Below are 15,744 nucleotides of genomic sequence, written 5' to 3' on the forward strand. Positions count from 1 at the left end.
CATTCCGGCAGAGCACCCATGTTAGGGACGCCGCGACAGGCGGCAGGTGAGGAGTGGCAGGGTTGTCGGACATCGAATCGAACGTGGACGCCCTCGATCGTGCGGACGACGTCACCGAAGCCGGAGACGACGCGGCGCCGAAGCGCGCGCCGCGCCGGGCGGCGGCATCCGCACGGACCTCGCGCCGTCCCTCAGCATCCGAGGCCGCCGGCGACGAGTGGCCGACCACCGCCGAGATCCCCGAGCCGCCGGCGGCCGACGACGACAAGGCCGCGCGCGAGACGATCCTCGAGGCCGGCCGCGCCCTGCGGCTTTCGCCGGAGCGCTTCGTTAACCGCGAGCTGTCGTGGCTGCAGTTCAACCGGCGCGTCCTCGAAGAGGCCGCGAACCCGTCGCATCCGCTGCTGGAGAAGCTGCGCTTCCTCTCGATCTCGGCCAACAACCTCGACGAGTTCTTCATGGTCCGCGTCGCCGGCCTGCACGATCAGGTCCGCGCCGGGCTGACGCTGCCGTCGCAGGACGGGCTGTCGCCGTCCGAGCAGCTCGCGCGCATCGGCACCGGCGTGTCGAAGCTCGCGGAGGACCAGCAGGCGCGCTGGCGCGAGCTGCGCGAGGAGCTCGACGGCGTCGTCGCCCTGGTCGAGCCCGACGCGCTGCGCCCGGAGCACGCCGCGTGGCTGGAGGAGTACTTCCTCAACCACGTCTTCCCGGTGCTGACGCCGCTGGCGATCGACCCGGCCCACCCGTTCCCGTTCATCCCGAACCTCGGCACCACGATCGCGCTGATGCTGATGCGCCCGCGCGACGGCCGCGTGCTGCGCGCGCTGATCCGCATGCCGGGCGTGCTCGACCGCTTCGTGCGGCTTCCGGCGATCGAGGACGACACGGTCGCGCGCTTCATCGCGATCGAGCAGGTGATCGTGCTGTTCACCGGGCGCCTGTTCCCGGGCTACCTGGTGAAGGGGCAGGGCGCCTTCCGGGTGATCCGGGATTCGGACCTCGAGATCGAGGAGGAGGCGGAGGACCTCGTCCTGCATTTCGAGACCGCGCTGAAGCAGCGCCGCCGCGGCATCGTCATCCGCCTCGAGGTCGAGTCCGGCATGCCGGAGGACCTGCGCAGCTTCGTCTGCGACGAGCTCGAGATCGGCACGGACGCGGTGTTCATCGTCGAGGGCATGCTGGCGCTCAACGAGCTGTCGCAGATCGTCGGGATCGACCGGCCCGACCTCAAGTTCAAGCCGTACAATCCGCGCTTCCCCGAGCGCATCCGCGAGAGCGGCGGCGACGTGTTCGCGGCGATCCGCCAGAAGGATTTCTGCGTCCACCACCCCTACGAATCGTTCGATTCGGTGGTGCAGTTCCTGGCCCAGGCCGCACGCGACCCGAACGTCGTCGCGATCAAACAGACGCTCTACCGCACCTCGTCGAACTCGCCGATCGTCGCGGCGCTGGCCGAGGCCGCCGAGCTCGGCAAGTCGGTCACCGCGCTGGTCGAGCTGAAGGCGCGCTTCGACGAGGAGGCCAACATCCGCTGGGCGCGCAACCTCGAGAAGGCCGGCGCGCAGGTGGTGTTCGGCTTCGTCGAGCTGAAGACCCACGCCAAGCTGTCGATGGTGGTGCGGCGCGAGGGCGACAAGCTCGTGACCTACTGCCACGTCGGCACCGGCAACTATCACCCGATCACCGCCCGCATCTACACCGACCTTTCGTTCTTCACCGCCGACCCGGCGGTGGCGCGCGACGTCTCGCGGATCTTCAACTTCATCACCGGCTACGCCGAGCCGGCGCAGCTGGAGCGGATGTCGGTCTCGCCGCTGACCGCCAAGGCGCGGCTGCTGGCCGACATCGAGGCGGAGGCGGCCCACGCCAGGGCGGGCCGGCCGGCCGCGATCTGGATCAAGTGCAACTCGCTGGTCGACGCGCAGATCATCGACGCGCTCTACGATGCCTCGCAGGAGGGCGTGCAGATCGACTGCGTGGTCCGCGGCATCTGCTGCCTGCGGCCGGGCGTGCCGGGCCTGTCCGAGACGATCCGCGTGAAGTCGATCGTCGGGCGCTTCCTCGAGCACGGGCGCATCTACGCCTTCGGCAACGGCGTCGGGCTGCCGCACCCGAAGGCGACGGTCTACATCTCCTCGGCCGACCTGATGAGCCGCAACCTGGACCGCCGCGTCGAGTCGCTGCTGCCGATCAGCAACCCGACGGTCCATCAACAGGTTCTCGACCAGATCATGCTGGCCAACCTTCTCGACAACCGCCAGAGCTGGCGTGTACTGGCATCGGGCGGCGCCGAGCGCATCCACCCCGCCGAGGGCGAGGAACCGTTCAACGCGCACAAGTACTTCATGACGAACCCGAGCCTGTCCGGCCGCGGCAAGTCGTCGAAGAAGTCGAGCCCGCGGGCTCTCAGCCGTCGCGCGCAGCGGGGCTGATCGTCCGGCCCCCGGCCGGATACACAAATCGGGCGGTGCGGATCGCGCCGCCGGGTCATCGAGACGTGCGTTCGACGAGCCGATCGGTATCATACAGCGAGGTCGTTGCTTGGGTCCCCATCGCGCCAACCTCACGCTCGCTCATTCCGCCGACCGGGAGCCGGCCTTGGTCAACGCGCCCGTCGCGATCATCGACATCGGTTCGAACTCGGTCCGCCTCGTCGCCTATGACGGCCTGAGCCGGGCCCCGACGCCGCTCTACAACGAGAAGGTCCTGTGCGGGCTCGGCCGCAACGTCCTCACCACCGGCCGCCTCAACGACGAGGCGGTGCGGCGGGCGCTCGCCGCGCTCGCCCGCTTCCGGGTGCTGTGCGAGACCATGCGGGTTTCGCGGCTGTTCGTCCTCGCCACCGCCGCCGCCCGCGACGCCTCCAACGGGCCCGCCTTCCTCGAGGCCGCCGAGGCGGCCTGCGGCACGCGCATCGAGCTGCTGTCGGGGCGGCGCGAGGCCGAGCTGTCGGCGCTCGGCGTGGTCTCGGGCTTCCATGCGCCGGACGGCGTGGTCGGCGACCTCGGCGGCGGCTCGCTGGAGCTCGTCGACGTGCGCGGCGCCGTGGTCGGGCAGGGCGTGACGATGCCGCTCGGCGGCCTCGCGCTGCAGGACCTCTCCGGCGGCTCGCTGAAGAAGGCCGGCAAGATCGTGCGCGAGCACATGAAGAAGGCCGCGCCGCAGCTCGAGACCCTGCGCGGCCGCACCTTCTACGCGGTCGGCGGCACCTGGCGGGCGCTCGCCCGCCTGCACCAGGCCGCGCGGCAATATCCCGTCCACGTGATGCACGGCTACAGCGTCGAGCCGACGGACGAGCTGAGCTTCCTCCAAGTCGTCGAGCAATCCGACGCCGCGACGCTGCAGGACGTCGAGGCGATCTCCGAGGCGCGTCGACCGCTCCTGGCCTACGGCGCGGTGGTGCTGGAGGAGATCATCCGCGTCGGCCGCCCACGGGAGGTCGCGATCTCGGCCTCCGGCGTGCGCGAGGGCCTGCTCTACGAGCAGGTCGACCGCGAGACCCGGGCGCTCGACCCGCTGCTCGCCTCCTGCGCCGAGCTGAACCAGCTGCGCGCGCGCTCGCCGCGCCACGCCGACGAGCTGATCGCCTGGACCGACCGGTTCGTGGCGGCGCTGGACGGGCCGGAGACCGCCGACGAGCGCCGGCTTCGCCACGCCGCCTGCCTCCTGTCCGACATCGGCTGGCGGGCGCATCCCGACTACCGCGGCGAGCAGAGCATCGCGATCATCCAGAACGCGGCCTTCGTCGGCATCGACCATCCTGGCCGCGGCTTCCTCGCCCTGGCGATCTACTTCCGCCACGAGGGCGTCGCCCCGGAGAAGGCGAACCCGATGCTGCGGGCGCTCGCGGGCCCGCGCCTGTTCGAGCGCGCCCGCCTCATCGGCGCGCTGCTGCGCGTCACCTTCCCGATGACCGCCGGCATGGAAGGCGCGCTCCGCCGCATGCCTCTCACCATCGAGGACGGCCGCGTCGTCCTGAGCCTGCCGCCCGAATGGGACGCGCTGAACGGCGACCGCCTGCTCAACCGCGTCCGCGGCCTCGCCCGCATCGTCGGCCTGGAAGGGCGCGTCCGCGTCGGGTGACAATCCGGGTACGGGACCGGAGCGTGGCGCTCCGGTCGGGGCTCAAGCCGTTCGCTCGGCGAAGATCGCCTTCTTCACGATGGCGTGGACGCCCCAGTTGCCGTCGACCACCTGCGTGATGCCGAAATCGACCGCGATCGACATCAGCGAGATCGCCTCGTCCTCGGTCAGTCCCTTCGCGTGCATCAGGAACTGCCGCATCTTGCGGAAGGCGTCGCGCATCGCGAGGTCGATCGAGGACTTCTGGAAGATCGCGTCCTGCGCGGCCGGCCCGAGGTCCTTGAGGTAGTTCGGATAGCTGAAGCCCGAGAGGACCCACTCGTCGCGCGTCTCGATCATCGGGAAGTCGAGGCTCTCGAGCGCGGTGCCGGGCAGGTCCTGCTTCTTGTGCAGCACGAACTGGAACGTGCCGGTGAGCGAGCACTCGATCGCGGTGCCGCAGAGTTCCGAATCGCCCTGGCTGGCATGCGGATCGCCGACCGAGAACAGCGCACCCGGCACGGCGACCGGATAGTACATCGTCGCCCCCTTGCCGATGCGCCAGTTGTCGATGTTGCCGCCGGTGTAGCTCGGCGGGATCGAGTTCACCATGTCGGCTTCGGCCGGCGCCAGGCCCATCGTCCCGAAATGGGGGCGGATCGGCACGCGGATGCCCTTCAGGACGTCGAAGTTGCGCTCGGTCTTGGTGTGATCGACCAGCAGCCCCGGATAGTCGATCGTCGGGTGCGCGATCCCGTTCGGGTCGGTCACGCCGGGCCAGCGGAAGCTGTAGACCGCCTTCACCCAGTCGCGCGTGCCGGTGGCGTCGACCTCGTAGATCGTCACCACCTCGCGCGGCCGGTCGCCGGTGATGAGGTCCTTGTAGTGGTAGCCCCACCAGGCGGCGGCGTTGCTTCCGAACGCCAGGCCCTTGAACTTCGGGTTGGCGCAGGGCCGCGGCGCGACGTCGAGGATGCGGACCTCCAGCACGTCGCCCGGCTCGGCTCCGCGGATCGCCACCGGGCCGGTGCAGATGTGGACGCCGAGACCGCCGCCCGGCCCGAGCTTGGCATCCTCCGGGCCCGCCCCGCGCCGCGCGACGCCCTTCTTGTCCTTGGTCCACAGATAGACGCTCTCGGCACCTGGATCGCCCTGGATCATCCGCTCGGCATCGTCGCTGGCCTGGTGCGTGAGGGTCTCGATCGTGACGAAGTCGCCCGACGCGATCTCGACCTGCGGCTTCAGGTTCTTGCTGAAGTAGCCCCAGTGCACCGTGTCGGCGTTGGCTGGCAGCATCTGGTGCGTCGCCTGCCGCGGTCCGCGCGCCGCGCTGGTCTGGGCGAGCGCGGGCGTGACCAGGGACAAGCCGCCGGCCGCGAGCGCGGCAGCGCCGCCCGTGGCGACGAAGCCGCTCTTCAGGAAGGCGCGTCGCTCGGGCGCGAGATCGCCGAGGAAGCGGCGGCGGTGCTCTGCGAACGCCGCGCAGTTCGGATCGTCGCCCTGGCACATCGTCTCGACCCCCGGCATCCCACTCGGATCGGGAAATGCAAGGACACGGCCAGAGTCCCGGGCCGCTACTCCGACAGCATGCCCGCGCCGGGCTCGGCCGAGTCGAGCATCTGGCCGCCGCCCGCCTGGGCCTCGACCACCGCCGCGGTCGTCACGTTGACGATGCCGCGCGCCGTGACCGACGGCGTCAGGATGTGGGCGGGCTTGGCCGGGCCGATCAGCAGCGGGCCGACCGGGAGGGCATCGGCGAGCACCTTGGCGAACTGGTAGGCGATGTTGGCCGCGTCCAGGTTCGGGAAGATCAGCACGTTGGCCGCGCCCTTCAGGCGCGAGCCCGGCAGCACCCGGTCGCGGACGATCTCGGAGAGCGCGGAATCGGCCTGCATCTCGCCGTCGACCTGAAGCTCGGGCGCGCGGTCGTTGATCAGGCCCAGAGCCGCCCGCATCTTCATCGCCGAGGGCGTGTCGGACTGGCCGAAGTCGGAATGGCTAAGCAGCGCGATCTTCGGGGTGATGCCGAAGCGCGTGACGTGCCCGGCGCAGGCGACGGCGAGCTCGGCGATCTCCTCCGCGCTCGGATCCTGGCGCACATGCGTGTCGGCGAGGAAGTAGGCGCCCTTCTTCGTGACGATCAGGCTCATCGCGGCGCATTGCGTCACGCCGGGCGACAGCCCGATGATGTCGCGGATGATGCGCAGGCGCGTCTCGAACCGGCCTTCGAGCCCGCAGATCAGCGCGTCGGCCTCGCCGCGGCGCACGGCGATGGCGCCGATGATCGTGGTGTTGGTGCGCACCAGCGTGCGGGCCGCATCCGGCGTGATGCCGCGGCGCCCGGCGATGTCGAGGTAGGTCTGGACGTAGGAGCGGTAGCGCGGATCGTCCTCCGGATCGATCAGCTCGAAGTCGCGGCCCTCCTGGATCGAAAGGCCGAAGCGCTTGAGCCGGGTCTCGACCACCCGCGGGCGGCCGACGAGGATCGGCTTGGCGACGCCGTCCTCGACGATGGCCTGGACCGCGCGCAGCACGCGCTCGTCCTCGCCCTCGGCGTAGATCACGCGCTTGGGATTCTCCTTCGCCTTGGAGAACAGCGGCTTCATGATGAAGCCGGAGCGGTGGACGAACCGATCGAGGGATTCGGCGTAGGCCGCGATGTTCTCGACCGGGCGGCCGGCGACGCCGGAATCCATCGCCGCCTGGGCGACGGCCGGCGCGATGCGCAGGATCAGCCGCGGGTCGAACGGGCTCGGGATCAGCGAGCGCGGCCCGAACGGCCGGGCCTCGCCGCCATAGGCACGGGCCACCACGTCGGAGGGGGTCTCGCGGGCGAGCGCGGCGATGGCCTTCACCGCCGCCTTCTTCATCTCCTCGTTGATGCTGCGCGCGCCGACGTCGAGCGCGCCGCGGAAGATGTAGGGGAAGCACAGGACGTTGTTGACCTGGTTCGGGAAGTCCGAGCGCCCGGTGCAGATCATCGCGTCGGGGCGCTTCTCCTGTGCCAGGTCGGGCATGATCTCGGGATAGGGGTTGGCCAGCGCCATGATCAGCGGCTTCTCGGCCATCTTCTCGAGGTATTCGGGCTTGAGCACGCCGCCGGCCGAGAGGCCGATGAACACGTCGGCGCCGGGGATGACCTCGGCCAGCGTCCGCGCCTCGGTCTCCTGGGCGTAGACGTCCTTCCACCGGTCCATCAGCTCGGTGCGGCCCTTGTAGACCACGCCCTTGATGTCGGTGACCGTGATGTTCTCACGGGTCGCGCCGAGCGACACCAGCAGGTTGAGGCAGGCCAGGGCCGCCGCGCCGGCGCCCGAGGTGACGATGCGGACGTCCGACAGCTGCTTGCCGGCGAGCTCGAGCGCGTTGAGCACGGCCGCCGCCACGATGATCGCGGTGCCGTGCTGGTCGTCGTGGAAGACCGGGATGTTCATCCGGGCGCGGCACTGCTCCTCGACCTCGAAGCATTCCGGCGCCTTGATGTCCTCCAGGTTGATGCCGCCGAAGGTCGGCTCCAGCGAGCACACCACGTCGACGAGCTTGGCGACGTCGAGCTGGTCGACCTCGATGTCGAACACGTCGATGCCGGCGAACTTCTTGAACAGGACCGCCTTGCCCTCCATCACCGGCTTCGAGGCGAGCGGGCCGATGTTGCCGAGGCCGAGCACGGCGGTGCCGTTGGTAAGCACGGCGACGAGGTTCTGGCGGATGGTGAGGGTCGCGGCCTCCTGCGGGTCGGCCGCGATCGCCTCGCAGGCGGCGGCGACGCCGGGCGAGTAGGCCAGCGCCAGGTCGCGCTGGTTGCCGAGCGGCTTGGTCGCCTGGATCTCGAGCTTTCCGGGGCGCGGGAGGCGGTGATAGACGAGAGCCCCTGACTTGAGATCCTCGGACATGTTGTCGCCCATGGCCCATTCTCCCTCGATCAGGCGCGTACGTCGTGTGGCGCCGAACGCCCTCGCATGAAGGCCCTGTTGCACCGGCTGCGCAGCGGGCGCAACCCGAACAACGAGACGCGGATCCACCTGGAAAAGCTGGTGCGCGCCCACGGATTCTCCATCGGTGCCTATTCGTACGGCCGCCCGAAGGTGCGATTTGCCGAATCCGGGCGGAGGCTGACGATCGGCCGCTATTGTTCCATCGCCGACAAGGTCGAGATCCTGCTCGGCGGCGACCATCGCCTCGACTGGGCCTCGACCTATCCCTTCGCCGCGATGCGCGGGCTGTGGCCGGAGGCGGACGCGCCGGCCGGGTACCACGCCTCGCGCGGGGACGTGTCGATCGGGCACGACGTCTGGCTCGGCTCGGGCTGCCTGATCCTGTCCGGGGTCACGGTCGGGCACGGCGCGGTGGTGGCGGCGCACGCCGTGGTCACGCGCGACGTGCCGCCCTACGCAATCGTCGCCGGCAACCCGGCCAGGGTGGTGCGCACCCGCTTCGACGCGGCGACGGTGGCGGACCTCGTCGCCTGCGCCTGGTGGGACCTGCCGCATGCGGCGGTGTCGACGCTGGTGCCGCTGCTGCAGAGCGGGCGCATCCCCGAGCTGATCGCCGCCGCCCGCGCCGTTGCACCGCCTGCCTGAATCCCTTACCCGCGGGCCGATCGCACTTGAGCGCCCGCCCGAAGGTCCGACCGATGTCCCAGACGCCCCCCGACCGCCTCGCCGTCAACCCGAACAGCCCGTTCTACGACGAAACCATTCTGGAGCGCGGCATCGGCATCCGCTTCAAGGGGGTCGAGAAGACCAACGTCGAGGAATATTGCGTCAGCGAGGGCTGGGTCCGCCTCAGCGCCGGCAAGACCCTGGACCGCGCCGGCAACCCGATGACGGTGAAGCTCAAGGGCACGGTCGAGCCCTACTTCCGCGACGCCGCACCCGAAGCCTGAGCCTCGCGCCGGCCGCGCGCCAGGTCGAAATCGCGCAGGGCGCCCGCGACCAGGGCTGCGACCTGCTCCGGGCTGCGCGCATTCCGGACCACGAGGCTCGCGAGCACGTTGGTGCGGCGTTGCCGCTGCTTGGCCGTCCGGGCGTGGTTCGAGAGCCGCAGGGCGAAGCCGCATCCCGCGCGTTGCAGGTACAGGCTGTCGCCGCGCTCGTTGCGCGCGGTCACCCGGAAACCGTGCTCGGCGAGAAGCCGCGCCGCGTGCGCGAGCGCCGCGGCCGGGGGCAGGGCGCGTGCGCCCGAGCCGGTCACGGACCGGCCGGCTCGATGGTGCCGAGGGCGCGGCGGCCCAGGGTCCGCGTCTTCAGCCGCAGCGCCGGCCGCTCGATGGCGTACCACGAGGCCGCGGCCACCGGGATCGTCAGCGCGAGCGCCGGGAGCAGCAGCAGCGCCGAGGAAGCACCGGGCCACGAAGCATGCAGGCTCTGCTGCACCGGCCAGCCGTAGAGGTAGATACCGTAGGAGAGGTCCGCGGCAGGGTCGAAGGCCTTGCGCGCCAGCCAGGGCGACAGCCCGAGCCAGACTGCGCCGTAGCCTTCCGCCGTGAACAGCAGCGTGCGGTAGAGCGGGGTGTGGCGCGCCAGGAGGCAGGCCAGCGCCAGGATCGCGAGCGGGACGACCGAGAGGCGCACGGATGCCCTTCCGGCGTAGAGCGCCGCGCCGATCGCGAAGATCAGCGGCAGCCGCAACGCCGTCTCGAGGCCCTTCGGCAGGTCGGGATGCCTCGCATCCGCGATCAGGAGCGCGATCGCGAAGCCGGCGGCGATCAGCGGCACCACCCAGCGCGTCCGCAACGCGCCGACGAGGCCGGCGCCCACGACGCCCAGATAGCACAGGGTCTCGTATTTCAGGGTCCAGACCGTGCCGAGCGGGCTGCGATACGGGTTGTCGGGAAAGACGCCCGGCAGCGACGCGTTGCTCTTGAAGGTGGTCAGCGTGCCCCGCACGAAGCGCCAGACGCCGCCATCGCGCAGATACTCGCCGAGCGGCAGCGTGCTCATCGCGGCACCGAGGACGAGGGCGACCAGCAGCGTCGCGGCGACGAGCCCCGGCAGGATGCGCAGGGTCCGGGCGATGAGGTAGTCGACGAGGCCGCGCCGGTCGAAGCTCATCGTCACGAGGAAGCCCGACACCGCGAAGAAGCCGTTCACCGCGTGCTCGCCGAGAGTGAAGCCGGTCGCCCGCGCCAGCGGCTCGTCGAGGGCGTTGCCGCTGGTGACGCTGAAGGCATGCGAGACCACCACCGCCAGCGCGAGCGCCAGGCGAAGGCCGGAGAAGCCGTTGTGCGGGCGGGCCAGCGCGTCCGCCACCGTCGCGGCGCGGGTCATTCGAGGCCCTCGCGGGCCAGCGCGGACCGGCCCCGCAGCGCGGCCCAGGCGCCCGCGGCCGAGCCGCCGTAGCGCTCGACGCCGACACGCCGCAGGACCAGCAGGGACAGGCAGGCCTTGAGCGCGTTGGCCGCGAGCCCCGGCAGGATGGGGTCGGCGAGCCCGTACTTGCGGGCGACGTAGGCGCGCGACCACGCCTGGTGCCAGCGGGTGCGGAACATCCGGCCGCGCTCCGGCGCCGAGGAGCGCCCGCGCCCGTGCAGGACCTCGGCGCCGTGCACGTGGACGAGGGCGCGGCCCGCATCGGCGATGCGGCGACAGAGGTCGTCGTCCTCGTAGAACAGGAAGATCCGCTCGTCGAAGCCGCCGAGCGCCAGGAAGAACGTCCGCTCGATCATCAGGCACGCGCCGGAGAGGAACGGCGCGCAGGCATCGCCCGCAGGCAGGTCGCGGCGCCCGCGCGGGTTGGTGAGGTACGGCGCCAGCAGGGAGCGCGGCTGGTAGAAGAACCGGCCGTCCGGCTCGACGATGCGCGGCGCGAACAATCCGGCCTCCGGCCAGCGCTCGGCGGCGGCGAGCAGGGCGTCGGCCGCGCCCGGCCGCAGGATCACGTCGGGGTTGAGGATCAGCACGTAGCGGGCCTGCGCGGCGGCGCGGACGCCGAGGGTGTTGGCGCGGCCGTAGCCCTCGTTCCGAGCGTTGCGGACCACCTGCGCGCCGGCCGCCTCCGCGATCTCCGCCGATCGGTCGCGGCTCGCATTGTCGACGACGATCGCCGGCACATGCTCGGCCGCGAGCGCCGACAGGCAGGCCGGCAGAGCCTCGGCGCTGTCATGCGCGACGACGACGGCGACGAGGCTGGGCACTTAACGGACTCCCCGGGGCGACCGTTTTTCCCTCCCCCCTCTGCGGGGGGAGGGAAGGACGCGTGGGGTCACGCCTTCTTCTCAGGCAGGTTCAGGCGGATGTGCAGCTCGCGAAGCTGCTTCGGGGTCGCCTCGGACGGCGCGCCCATCATCAGGTCCTCGGCGCGCTGGTTCATCGGGAACAGCACCACCTCGCGGATGTTCGGCTCCTCGCAGAGCAGCATCACGATGCGGTCGACACCCGGCGCGATGCCGCCGTGCGGCGGGGCGCCGAGGCGCAGCGCGTTGAGCATGCCGCCGAACTTGGCTTCAAGCACGTCGCGCCCGTAGCCCGCGATCGCGAACGCCTTCTCCATGATCTCGGGCTTGTGGTTCCGGATCGCGCCCGACGACAGCTCGATGCCGTTGCAGACGATGTCGTACTGGAACGCCTTGATGTCGAGGATCTTGGCGTCGTCGCCCTCGCCGAGGGCCAGGAAGGCGTCGTGGTCGAAGTTCGGCATCGAGAACGGATTGTGCGAGAAGTCGATGTGCTTCTCGTCCTCGTTCCACTCGAACATCGGGAAGTCGGTGATCCAGCAGAACGCGAACTGGTCCTTGTCGGACAGGCCGAGGTCGTCGCCGATGCGGATGCGCGCCTTGCCGGCGAGCGCCGCGGCCTTCGCCTCGGTGCCGGCGGAAAAGAAGACCGCGTCGCCCGCCTTCGTCCCGGTCTTCTCGGCGATCCGTGCCAGGATCGGCGCGGGGATAAACTTGGCGATCGGGCCCTTGCCCGTGAGGGCGCCGTCGACCTCCTCGAACACCACGTAGCCGAGCCCGGGCGCGCCCTCGGCGCGGGCGAAGTCGTTGAGCTTGTCGAAGAACGAGCGCGGCTGCGTCGCCGCGCCTGTCGCCGGGATCGCGCGGACCACGCCGCCGGACTTGATCACGCCCTTGAACGCCTTGAACTCGACCGCGTCCTCGGCGAACTCGGCCGTGACGTCGGCGATGAGCAGCGGGTTGCGCAGGTCGGGCTTGTCGACGCCGTACTTCAGCATCGCGTCGGCGTAGGTGATGCGCGGAAACACGTCGGTGACGCGCTTGTCGCCGGCGAACTCCTTGAACACCCCGTGCAGAACCGGCTCGACCGCCTGGAACACGTCCTCCTGGGTGACGAAGCTCATCTCGATGTCGAGCTGGTAGAACTCGCCCGGCGAGCGGTCGGCGCGCGCATCCTCGTCGCGGAAGCAAGGCGCGATCTGGAAGTAGCGGTCGAAGCCGGCGATCATCGTCAGCTGCTTGAACTGCTGCGGCGCCTGCGGCAGCGCGTAGAATTTCCCGGGATAGACGCGGGAGGGGACGAGGTAGTCGCGTGCGCCCTCGGGGCTCGATGCCGTGAGGATCGGCGTCTGGAACTCGAAGAACCCGCCCTCGCGCATGCGCCGACGCAGCGAGTCGACGATCGCGCCGCGCTTCATGATGTTGGCGTGCAGCTTCTCGCGGCGCAGGTCGAGGAAGCGGTACCGCAGGCGGGTCTCCTCGGGGTACTCGAGGTCGCCGAAGACCGGCAGCGGCAGCTCGGCGGCCGCGCCCAGCACCTCGAGCTCGTCGATGTAGACCTCGACCGCGCCGGTCGGCAGCTCGGCGTTCTCGGTCCCGGCCGGCCGGGTGCGGACGCGCCCGTCGAGGCGCACGACCCATTCCGAGCGCACGGTGTTGGCCGCCTTGAAGGCCGGCGAATCCGAATCGACCACGCACTGCGTCAGCCCGTAATGGTCGCGCAGGTCGATGAAGAGCACGCCGCCATGGTCGCGGATGCGGTGGCACCAGCCGGAGAGGCGGGCGGATGCGCCGACATCGGATGGGCGCAGCGCCCCGCAGGTATGGGTCCGGTAACGGTGCATCGCAAAACCTTGGAATGGAAGCGCGGCACCATTCACGCGAGGGGGGCGAAGTCAAGGCGCGCCGCGGGACCGGGCGGCCGGGTGCCGAGCCTCGCCGTCGCGGATGCCCGGCGGAACCGCGGGCCCAGCGAAGACGGCGCAGGTCCTCGGGGACGTCGAACCTGAGGATCGATGGGGATGCCGGCGCATCCGGCTCCCCTTTACAAGAAACCTCCGATATAGCCGGGGGCATGGATCTGATCAGTACGACGCAGGCGCTCCGCGACGCCTGCGACCGCCTCGCCGCGCAGAGCTTCGTCACCGTGGACACGGAGTTCATGCGCGAGACGACCTATTACCCCAAGCTCTGCCTGATCCAGATGGCGGCGCCGGACGGGACCGGCGTGCTGGTCGATCCGCTGGCGGACGGCATCGACCTCCAGCCCTTCGTCGACCTGATGGCGGACGAGGGCGTGGTGAAGGTGTTCCATTCCGCCCGCCAGGATCTCGAGATCATCTGGCTGATGGGCGGGCTGCTGCCGCAGCCGTTCTTCGACACCCAGGTCGCGGCAATGGTCTGCGGCTACGGCGACTCGGTGTCCTACGAGCAGCTGGTCAACGACGTGGCCAAGGCGAAGATCGACAAGTCCTCGCGCTTCACCGACTGGTCGCGGCGCCCGCTCTCGGACGCGCAGCTCTCCTACGCCCTGTCGGACGTCACCCATCTGGTGACCGTGTACGAGAAGCTGGTCGCCGACCTCGTGCGCGACGACCGCGGGCAGTGGCTCGACGAGGAGATGGCGGTGCTGACCTCGCCCGACACCTATCGCGCCGACCCGGCTCAGGCCTGGCGCCGCCTGTCGGGGCGGATGCGCAAGCCGCGCGAGATCGCGGTGCTGATGGAGGTGGCGGCTTGGCGCGAGCGCGAGGCGCAGACGCGCAACGTGCCGCGCGGGCGCATCCTGAAGGACGAGGCGGTGATCGACGTCGCGACCTCGGCGCCGCGCAGCGTCGAGGCGCTCGGCCGGTTGCGCTCGATCCCGGCGGGCTTCGAGCGCTCGCGCACCGGCACCGACATCCTCGCCGCCGTCGAGCGCGGGTTCGCCCGCGACGTCGGCGAGATCGCGCTGCCCGAGCGCGGCCGCGGCCGCAGCGGCGGCAACGGGGCGCTGGTCGAGTTGCTGAAGGTGCTTCTGAAGGCGGTGTGCGAGACCGAGGGCGTCGCGCCGAAGATCATCGCCACGGTGGACGATCTCGAAGCGGTGGCCGACGACGACGCGGCCGACGTGCCGCTGCTCCAGGGCTGGCGCCGCGAGCTCTTCGGCAGCAAGGCGCTCGACCTGAAGCACGGTCGCCTCGCGCTCTCCGCCGAGGGCGGGCGCATCGTGGTGCGGTCGCTGGCCTGAACCGGCGATCGGCCGGCATCCGGTCATCGACGCGAGACCATCGCAGGCGAACCCGTGACACGGGGACGGACCGGGACTAAATGGCAATGCGATTGCCGAAACGTCCCAGGGCCCCACGTCGCATCCGATGCACGAACCCAACGAAGTCCTCCAGACGCTGACCGGGCGGGGCACCCTCTCGGCGGAGGGCTGCGGAACCGTCCGCGTCCGCTACCGGGTGATCGTGGAACGGCGGGCATCCGTCGTCACGGCCCATGGCAGCCTTCACGGAAGCCATGCCGGCCTGCGCCCGATCTGGCTGATCCCGGACTCCACCCTGCGCCTGAAGACCGGCCGGACCCTCGCGATCTCGCTCACCGACCTCGTCGGCGACGCCGCCGAGTTCGAGAGCACCGGCGCCGTCGGAACCCTCGCCTGAGATCGTCGCGGTCGGCCCGCGAGGCAATCCTCCTTCCCGGATGATCACCGTTGAGACGGCGATTCTCGACATCGCTCGGCGCAGAAAAATGCCGTTCTGGGTCGCCGACGGCGGTTTCATGCGACCAGAGCGCGCAGAAGCGGCAGGAAATCACCGAAGCTTGACCGCGAAGCATCCTCAGCGGTGTCGCGACCGGATTTTGCAGCGCATCTGCCCATTGCCAAGGCGATGCCGCGTCATGCCGCGCGATGCGGCAGCGCACCGTGCACCGAACGCATGAAAAACGCGAATGCCGAAGCTCAAGCTGCAAACGGCGCATGTGTTTGCCGCTCATGCCGAAGCACAACACCTCGGTACGACGCCGTCTTGTGCGATGCACAATAAGTTTTTGCGGCGCGTCAACGACGCTGGTCTTCCCGCGAGGGTGCGGCGACTTGCGCACAACCCTATCGGAGGCGCCCGAACCGAGTTGACGAGGCTCAAAAATCTCTTAGAGTTCGTTCAAGCTTCGGTTTCGAGGGGGCCGCCTCAGGGATGGCGGCCTCTGGCTCGGCGACCCAAAGTCGTCGATTTCCTGCCCGCTACCGAAGCAAATCCATCCCTGTCGCAAAGAGTCAGGTCAGGTCTTCTCGACGCGGTCTGCGTCGTGTCCGGAAGGCATCAAGACTTGTCGGAGGAACACACATGAGAGCGGTTCATCTTCTCGCGCTTGGCGCGAGCCTTGCGGTTGCCGCCCCGGCGATCGCGAACGACGATCTGATGAAGCATCTGGCGAACCCGGCCGAGCAGGTGCTGCAGACGGTCGACTACGCCAACACGCGCTATTCGAAGCTCGACCAGATCAACGCGGGCAACGTCAAG

Annotated in this window: 12 protein-coding genes; 6 read left to right on the top strand and 6 right to left on the bottom strand. The window is 70.1% G+C overall.

Going from position 1 to position 15,744, the window contains the following annotated elements; genetic code table 11:
• Nucleotides 1–71: 71 nt before the first annotated feature.
• Both FV230_RS05965 and ppx read left to right on the top strand, forming a co-directional pair.
• Nucleotides 72–2,432 carry an RNA degradosome polyphosphate kinase gene (locus FV230_RS05965; protein WP_147841672.1) on the top strand — a complete coding sequence of 787 codons (2,361 nt, stop codon included), beginning with the start codon at nucleotides 72–74 and terminating at the stop codon, nucleotides 2,430–2,432.
• 109 nt (nucleotides 2,433–2,541) lie between these two features.
• A complete protein-coding gene (gene ppx, locus FV230_RS05970) occupies nucleotides 2,542–4,083 on the top strand; it encodes an exopolyphosphatase (RefSeq protein ID WP_147841665.1) in 1,542 nt (513 codons plus the stop codon).
• A gap of 42 nt (nucleotides 4,084–4,125) precedes the next feature.
• Here ppx and FV230_RS05975 read toward each other — a convergent pair whose 3' ends face one another.
• Nucleotides 4,126–5,571 carry an acetamidase/formamidase family protein gene (locus FV230_RS05975; protein WP_147841673.1) on the bottom strand — a complete coding sequence of 482 codons (1,446 nt, stop codon included), beginning with the start codon at nucleotides 5,569–5,571 and terminating at the stop codon, nucleotides 4,126–4,128.
• Nucleotides 5,572–5,636: 65 nt separating this feature from the next.
• Nucleotides 5,637–7,967: an NADP-dependent malic enzyme gene (locus FV230_RS05980; protein WP_147726093.1), complete on the bottom strand. Its 2,331-nt coding sequence runs from the start codon at nucleotides 7,965–7,967 to the stop codon at nucleotides 5,637–5,639.
• A gap of 54 nt (nucleotides 7,968–8,021) precedes the next feature.
• Here FV230_RS05980 and FV230_RS05985 point away from each other — a divergent pair, with 54 nt between their 5' ends.
• Nucleotides 8,022–8,642 carry a CatB-related O-acetyltransferase gene (locus FV230_RS05985; RefSeq protein ID WP_187275407.1) on the top strand — a complete coding sequence of 207 codons (621 nt, stop codon included), beginning with the start codon at nucleotides 8,022–8,024 and terminating at the stop codon, nucleotides 8,640–8,642.
• A 53-nt stretch (nucleotides 8,643–8,695) separates the two neighbouring features.
• Nucleotides 8,696–8,947: a DUF3297 family protein gene (locus tag FV230_RS05990; RefSeq protein WP_147726094.1), complete on the top strand. Its 252-nt coding sequence runs from the start codon at nucleotides 8,696–8,698 to the stop codon at nucleotides 8,945–8,947.
• On the opposite strand, the gene FV230_RS05995 is transcribed toward FV230_RS05990, so the two are convergent.
• The 4 genes from FV230_RS05995 to aspS form a co-directional block, all read right to left on the bottom strand.
• Nucleotides 8,917–9,255, bottom strand: a complete 339-nt coding sequence (locus FV230_RS05995) for a hypothetical protein (RefSeq protein WP_147841666.1) — start codon at nucleotides 9,253–9,255, stop codon at nucleotides 8,917–8,919. The genes FV230_RS05990 and FV230_RS05995 overlap by 31 nt on opposite strands.
• Nucleotides 9,252–10,331 (bottom strand): acyltransferase, encoded by a 1,080-nt coding sequence (locus tag FV230_RS06000; RefSeq protein ID WP_147841667.1) that lies wholly within the window; start codon nucleotides 10,329–10,331, stop codon nucleotides 9,252–9,254. The genes FV230_RS05995 and FV230_RS06000 overlap by 4 nt, the downstream gene beginning before the upstream one ends.
• Complete coding sequence (locus FV230_RS06005; RefSeq protein WP_147841668.1) at nucleotides 10,328–11,197, bottom strand: glycosyltransferase family 2 protein; 870 nt, start codon at nucleotides 11,195–11,197, stop codon at nucleotides 10,328–10,330. The genes FV230_RS06000 and FV230_RS06005 overlap by 4 nt, the downstream gene beginning before the upstream one ends.
• A gap of 68 nt (nucleotides 11,198–11,265) precedes the next feature.
• Nucleotides 11,266–13,080 carry an aspartate--tRNA ligase gene (gene aspS, locus FV230_RS06010; protein WP_147841669.1) on the bottom strand — a complete coding sequence of 605 codons (1,815 nt, stop codon included), beginning with the start codon at nucleotides 13,078–13,080 and terminating at the stop codon, nucleotides 11,266–11,268.
• 230 nt (nucleotides 13,081–13,310) lie between these two features.
• On the opposite strand from aspS, the gene rnd reads away from it, so the two are divergent.
• Together rnd and FV230_RS06020 are read left to right on the top strand one after the other, a co-directional pair.
• Nucleotides 13,311–14,465, top strand: a complete 1,155-nt coding sequence (gene rnd / locus FV230_RS06015) for a ribonuclease D (protein WP_147728090.1) — start codon at nucleotides 13,311–13,313, stop codon at nucleotides 14,463–14,465.
• 127 nt (nucleotides 14,466–14,592) lie between these two features.
• Complete coding sequence (locus FV230_RS06020; RefSeq protein WP_147841670.1) at nucleotides 14,593–14,883, top strand: hypothetical protein; 291 nt, start codon at nucleotides 14,593–14,595, stop codon at nucleotides 14,881–14,883.
• Nucleotides 14,884–15,744: the final 861 nt, after the last annotated feature.

The organism is Methylobacterium sp. WL6 (assembly GCF_008040095.1).
Taxonomy (GTDB): Bacteria; Pseudomonadota; Alphaproteobacteria; order Rhizobiales; family Beijerinckiaceae; genus Methylobacterium.

What these genes read in the sequence shown, in the direction of transcription:
- rnd (WP_147728090.1), top strand. Translation starts at nt 13,311, where the DNA reads ATGGATCTGATCAGTACGACGCAGGCGCTCCGCGACGCCTGCGACCGC.
- FV230_RS06020 (WP_147841670.1), top strand. Translation starts at nt 14,593, where the DNA reads ATGCACGAACCCAACGAAGTCCTCCAGACGCTGACCGGGCGGGGCACC.
- FV230_RS06000 (WP_147841667.1), bottom strand. Translation starts at nt 10,331, where the DNA reads ATGACCCGCGCCGCGACGGTGGCGGACGCGCTGGCCCGCCCGCACAAC.
- FV230_RS05985 (WP_187275407.1), top strand. Translation starts at nt 8,022, where the DNA reads ATGAAGGCCCTGTTGCACCGGCTGCGCAGCGGGCGCAACCCGAACAAC.
- FV230_RS05980 (WP_147726093.1), bottom strand. Translation starts at nt 7,967, where the DNA reads ATGGGCGACAACATGTCCGAGGATCTCAAGTCAGGGGCTCTCGTCTAT.
- FV230_RS05990 (WP_147726094.1), top strand. Translation starts at nt 8,696, where the DNA reads ATGTCCCAGACGCCCCCCGACCGCCTCGCCGTCAACCCGAACAGCCCG.
- aspS (WP_147841669.1), bottom strand. Translation starts at nt 13,080, where the DNA reads ATGCACCGTTACCGGACCCATACCTGCGGGGCGCTGCGCCCATCCGAT.
- FV230_RS05975 (WP_147841673.1), bottom strand. Translation starts at nt 5,571, where the DNA reads ATGTGCCAGGGCGACGATCCGAACTGCGCGGCGTTCGCAGAGCACCGC.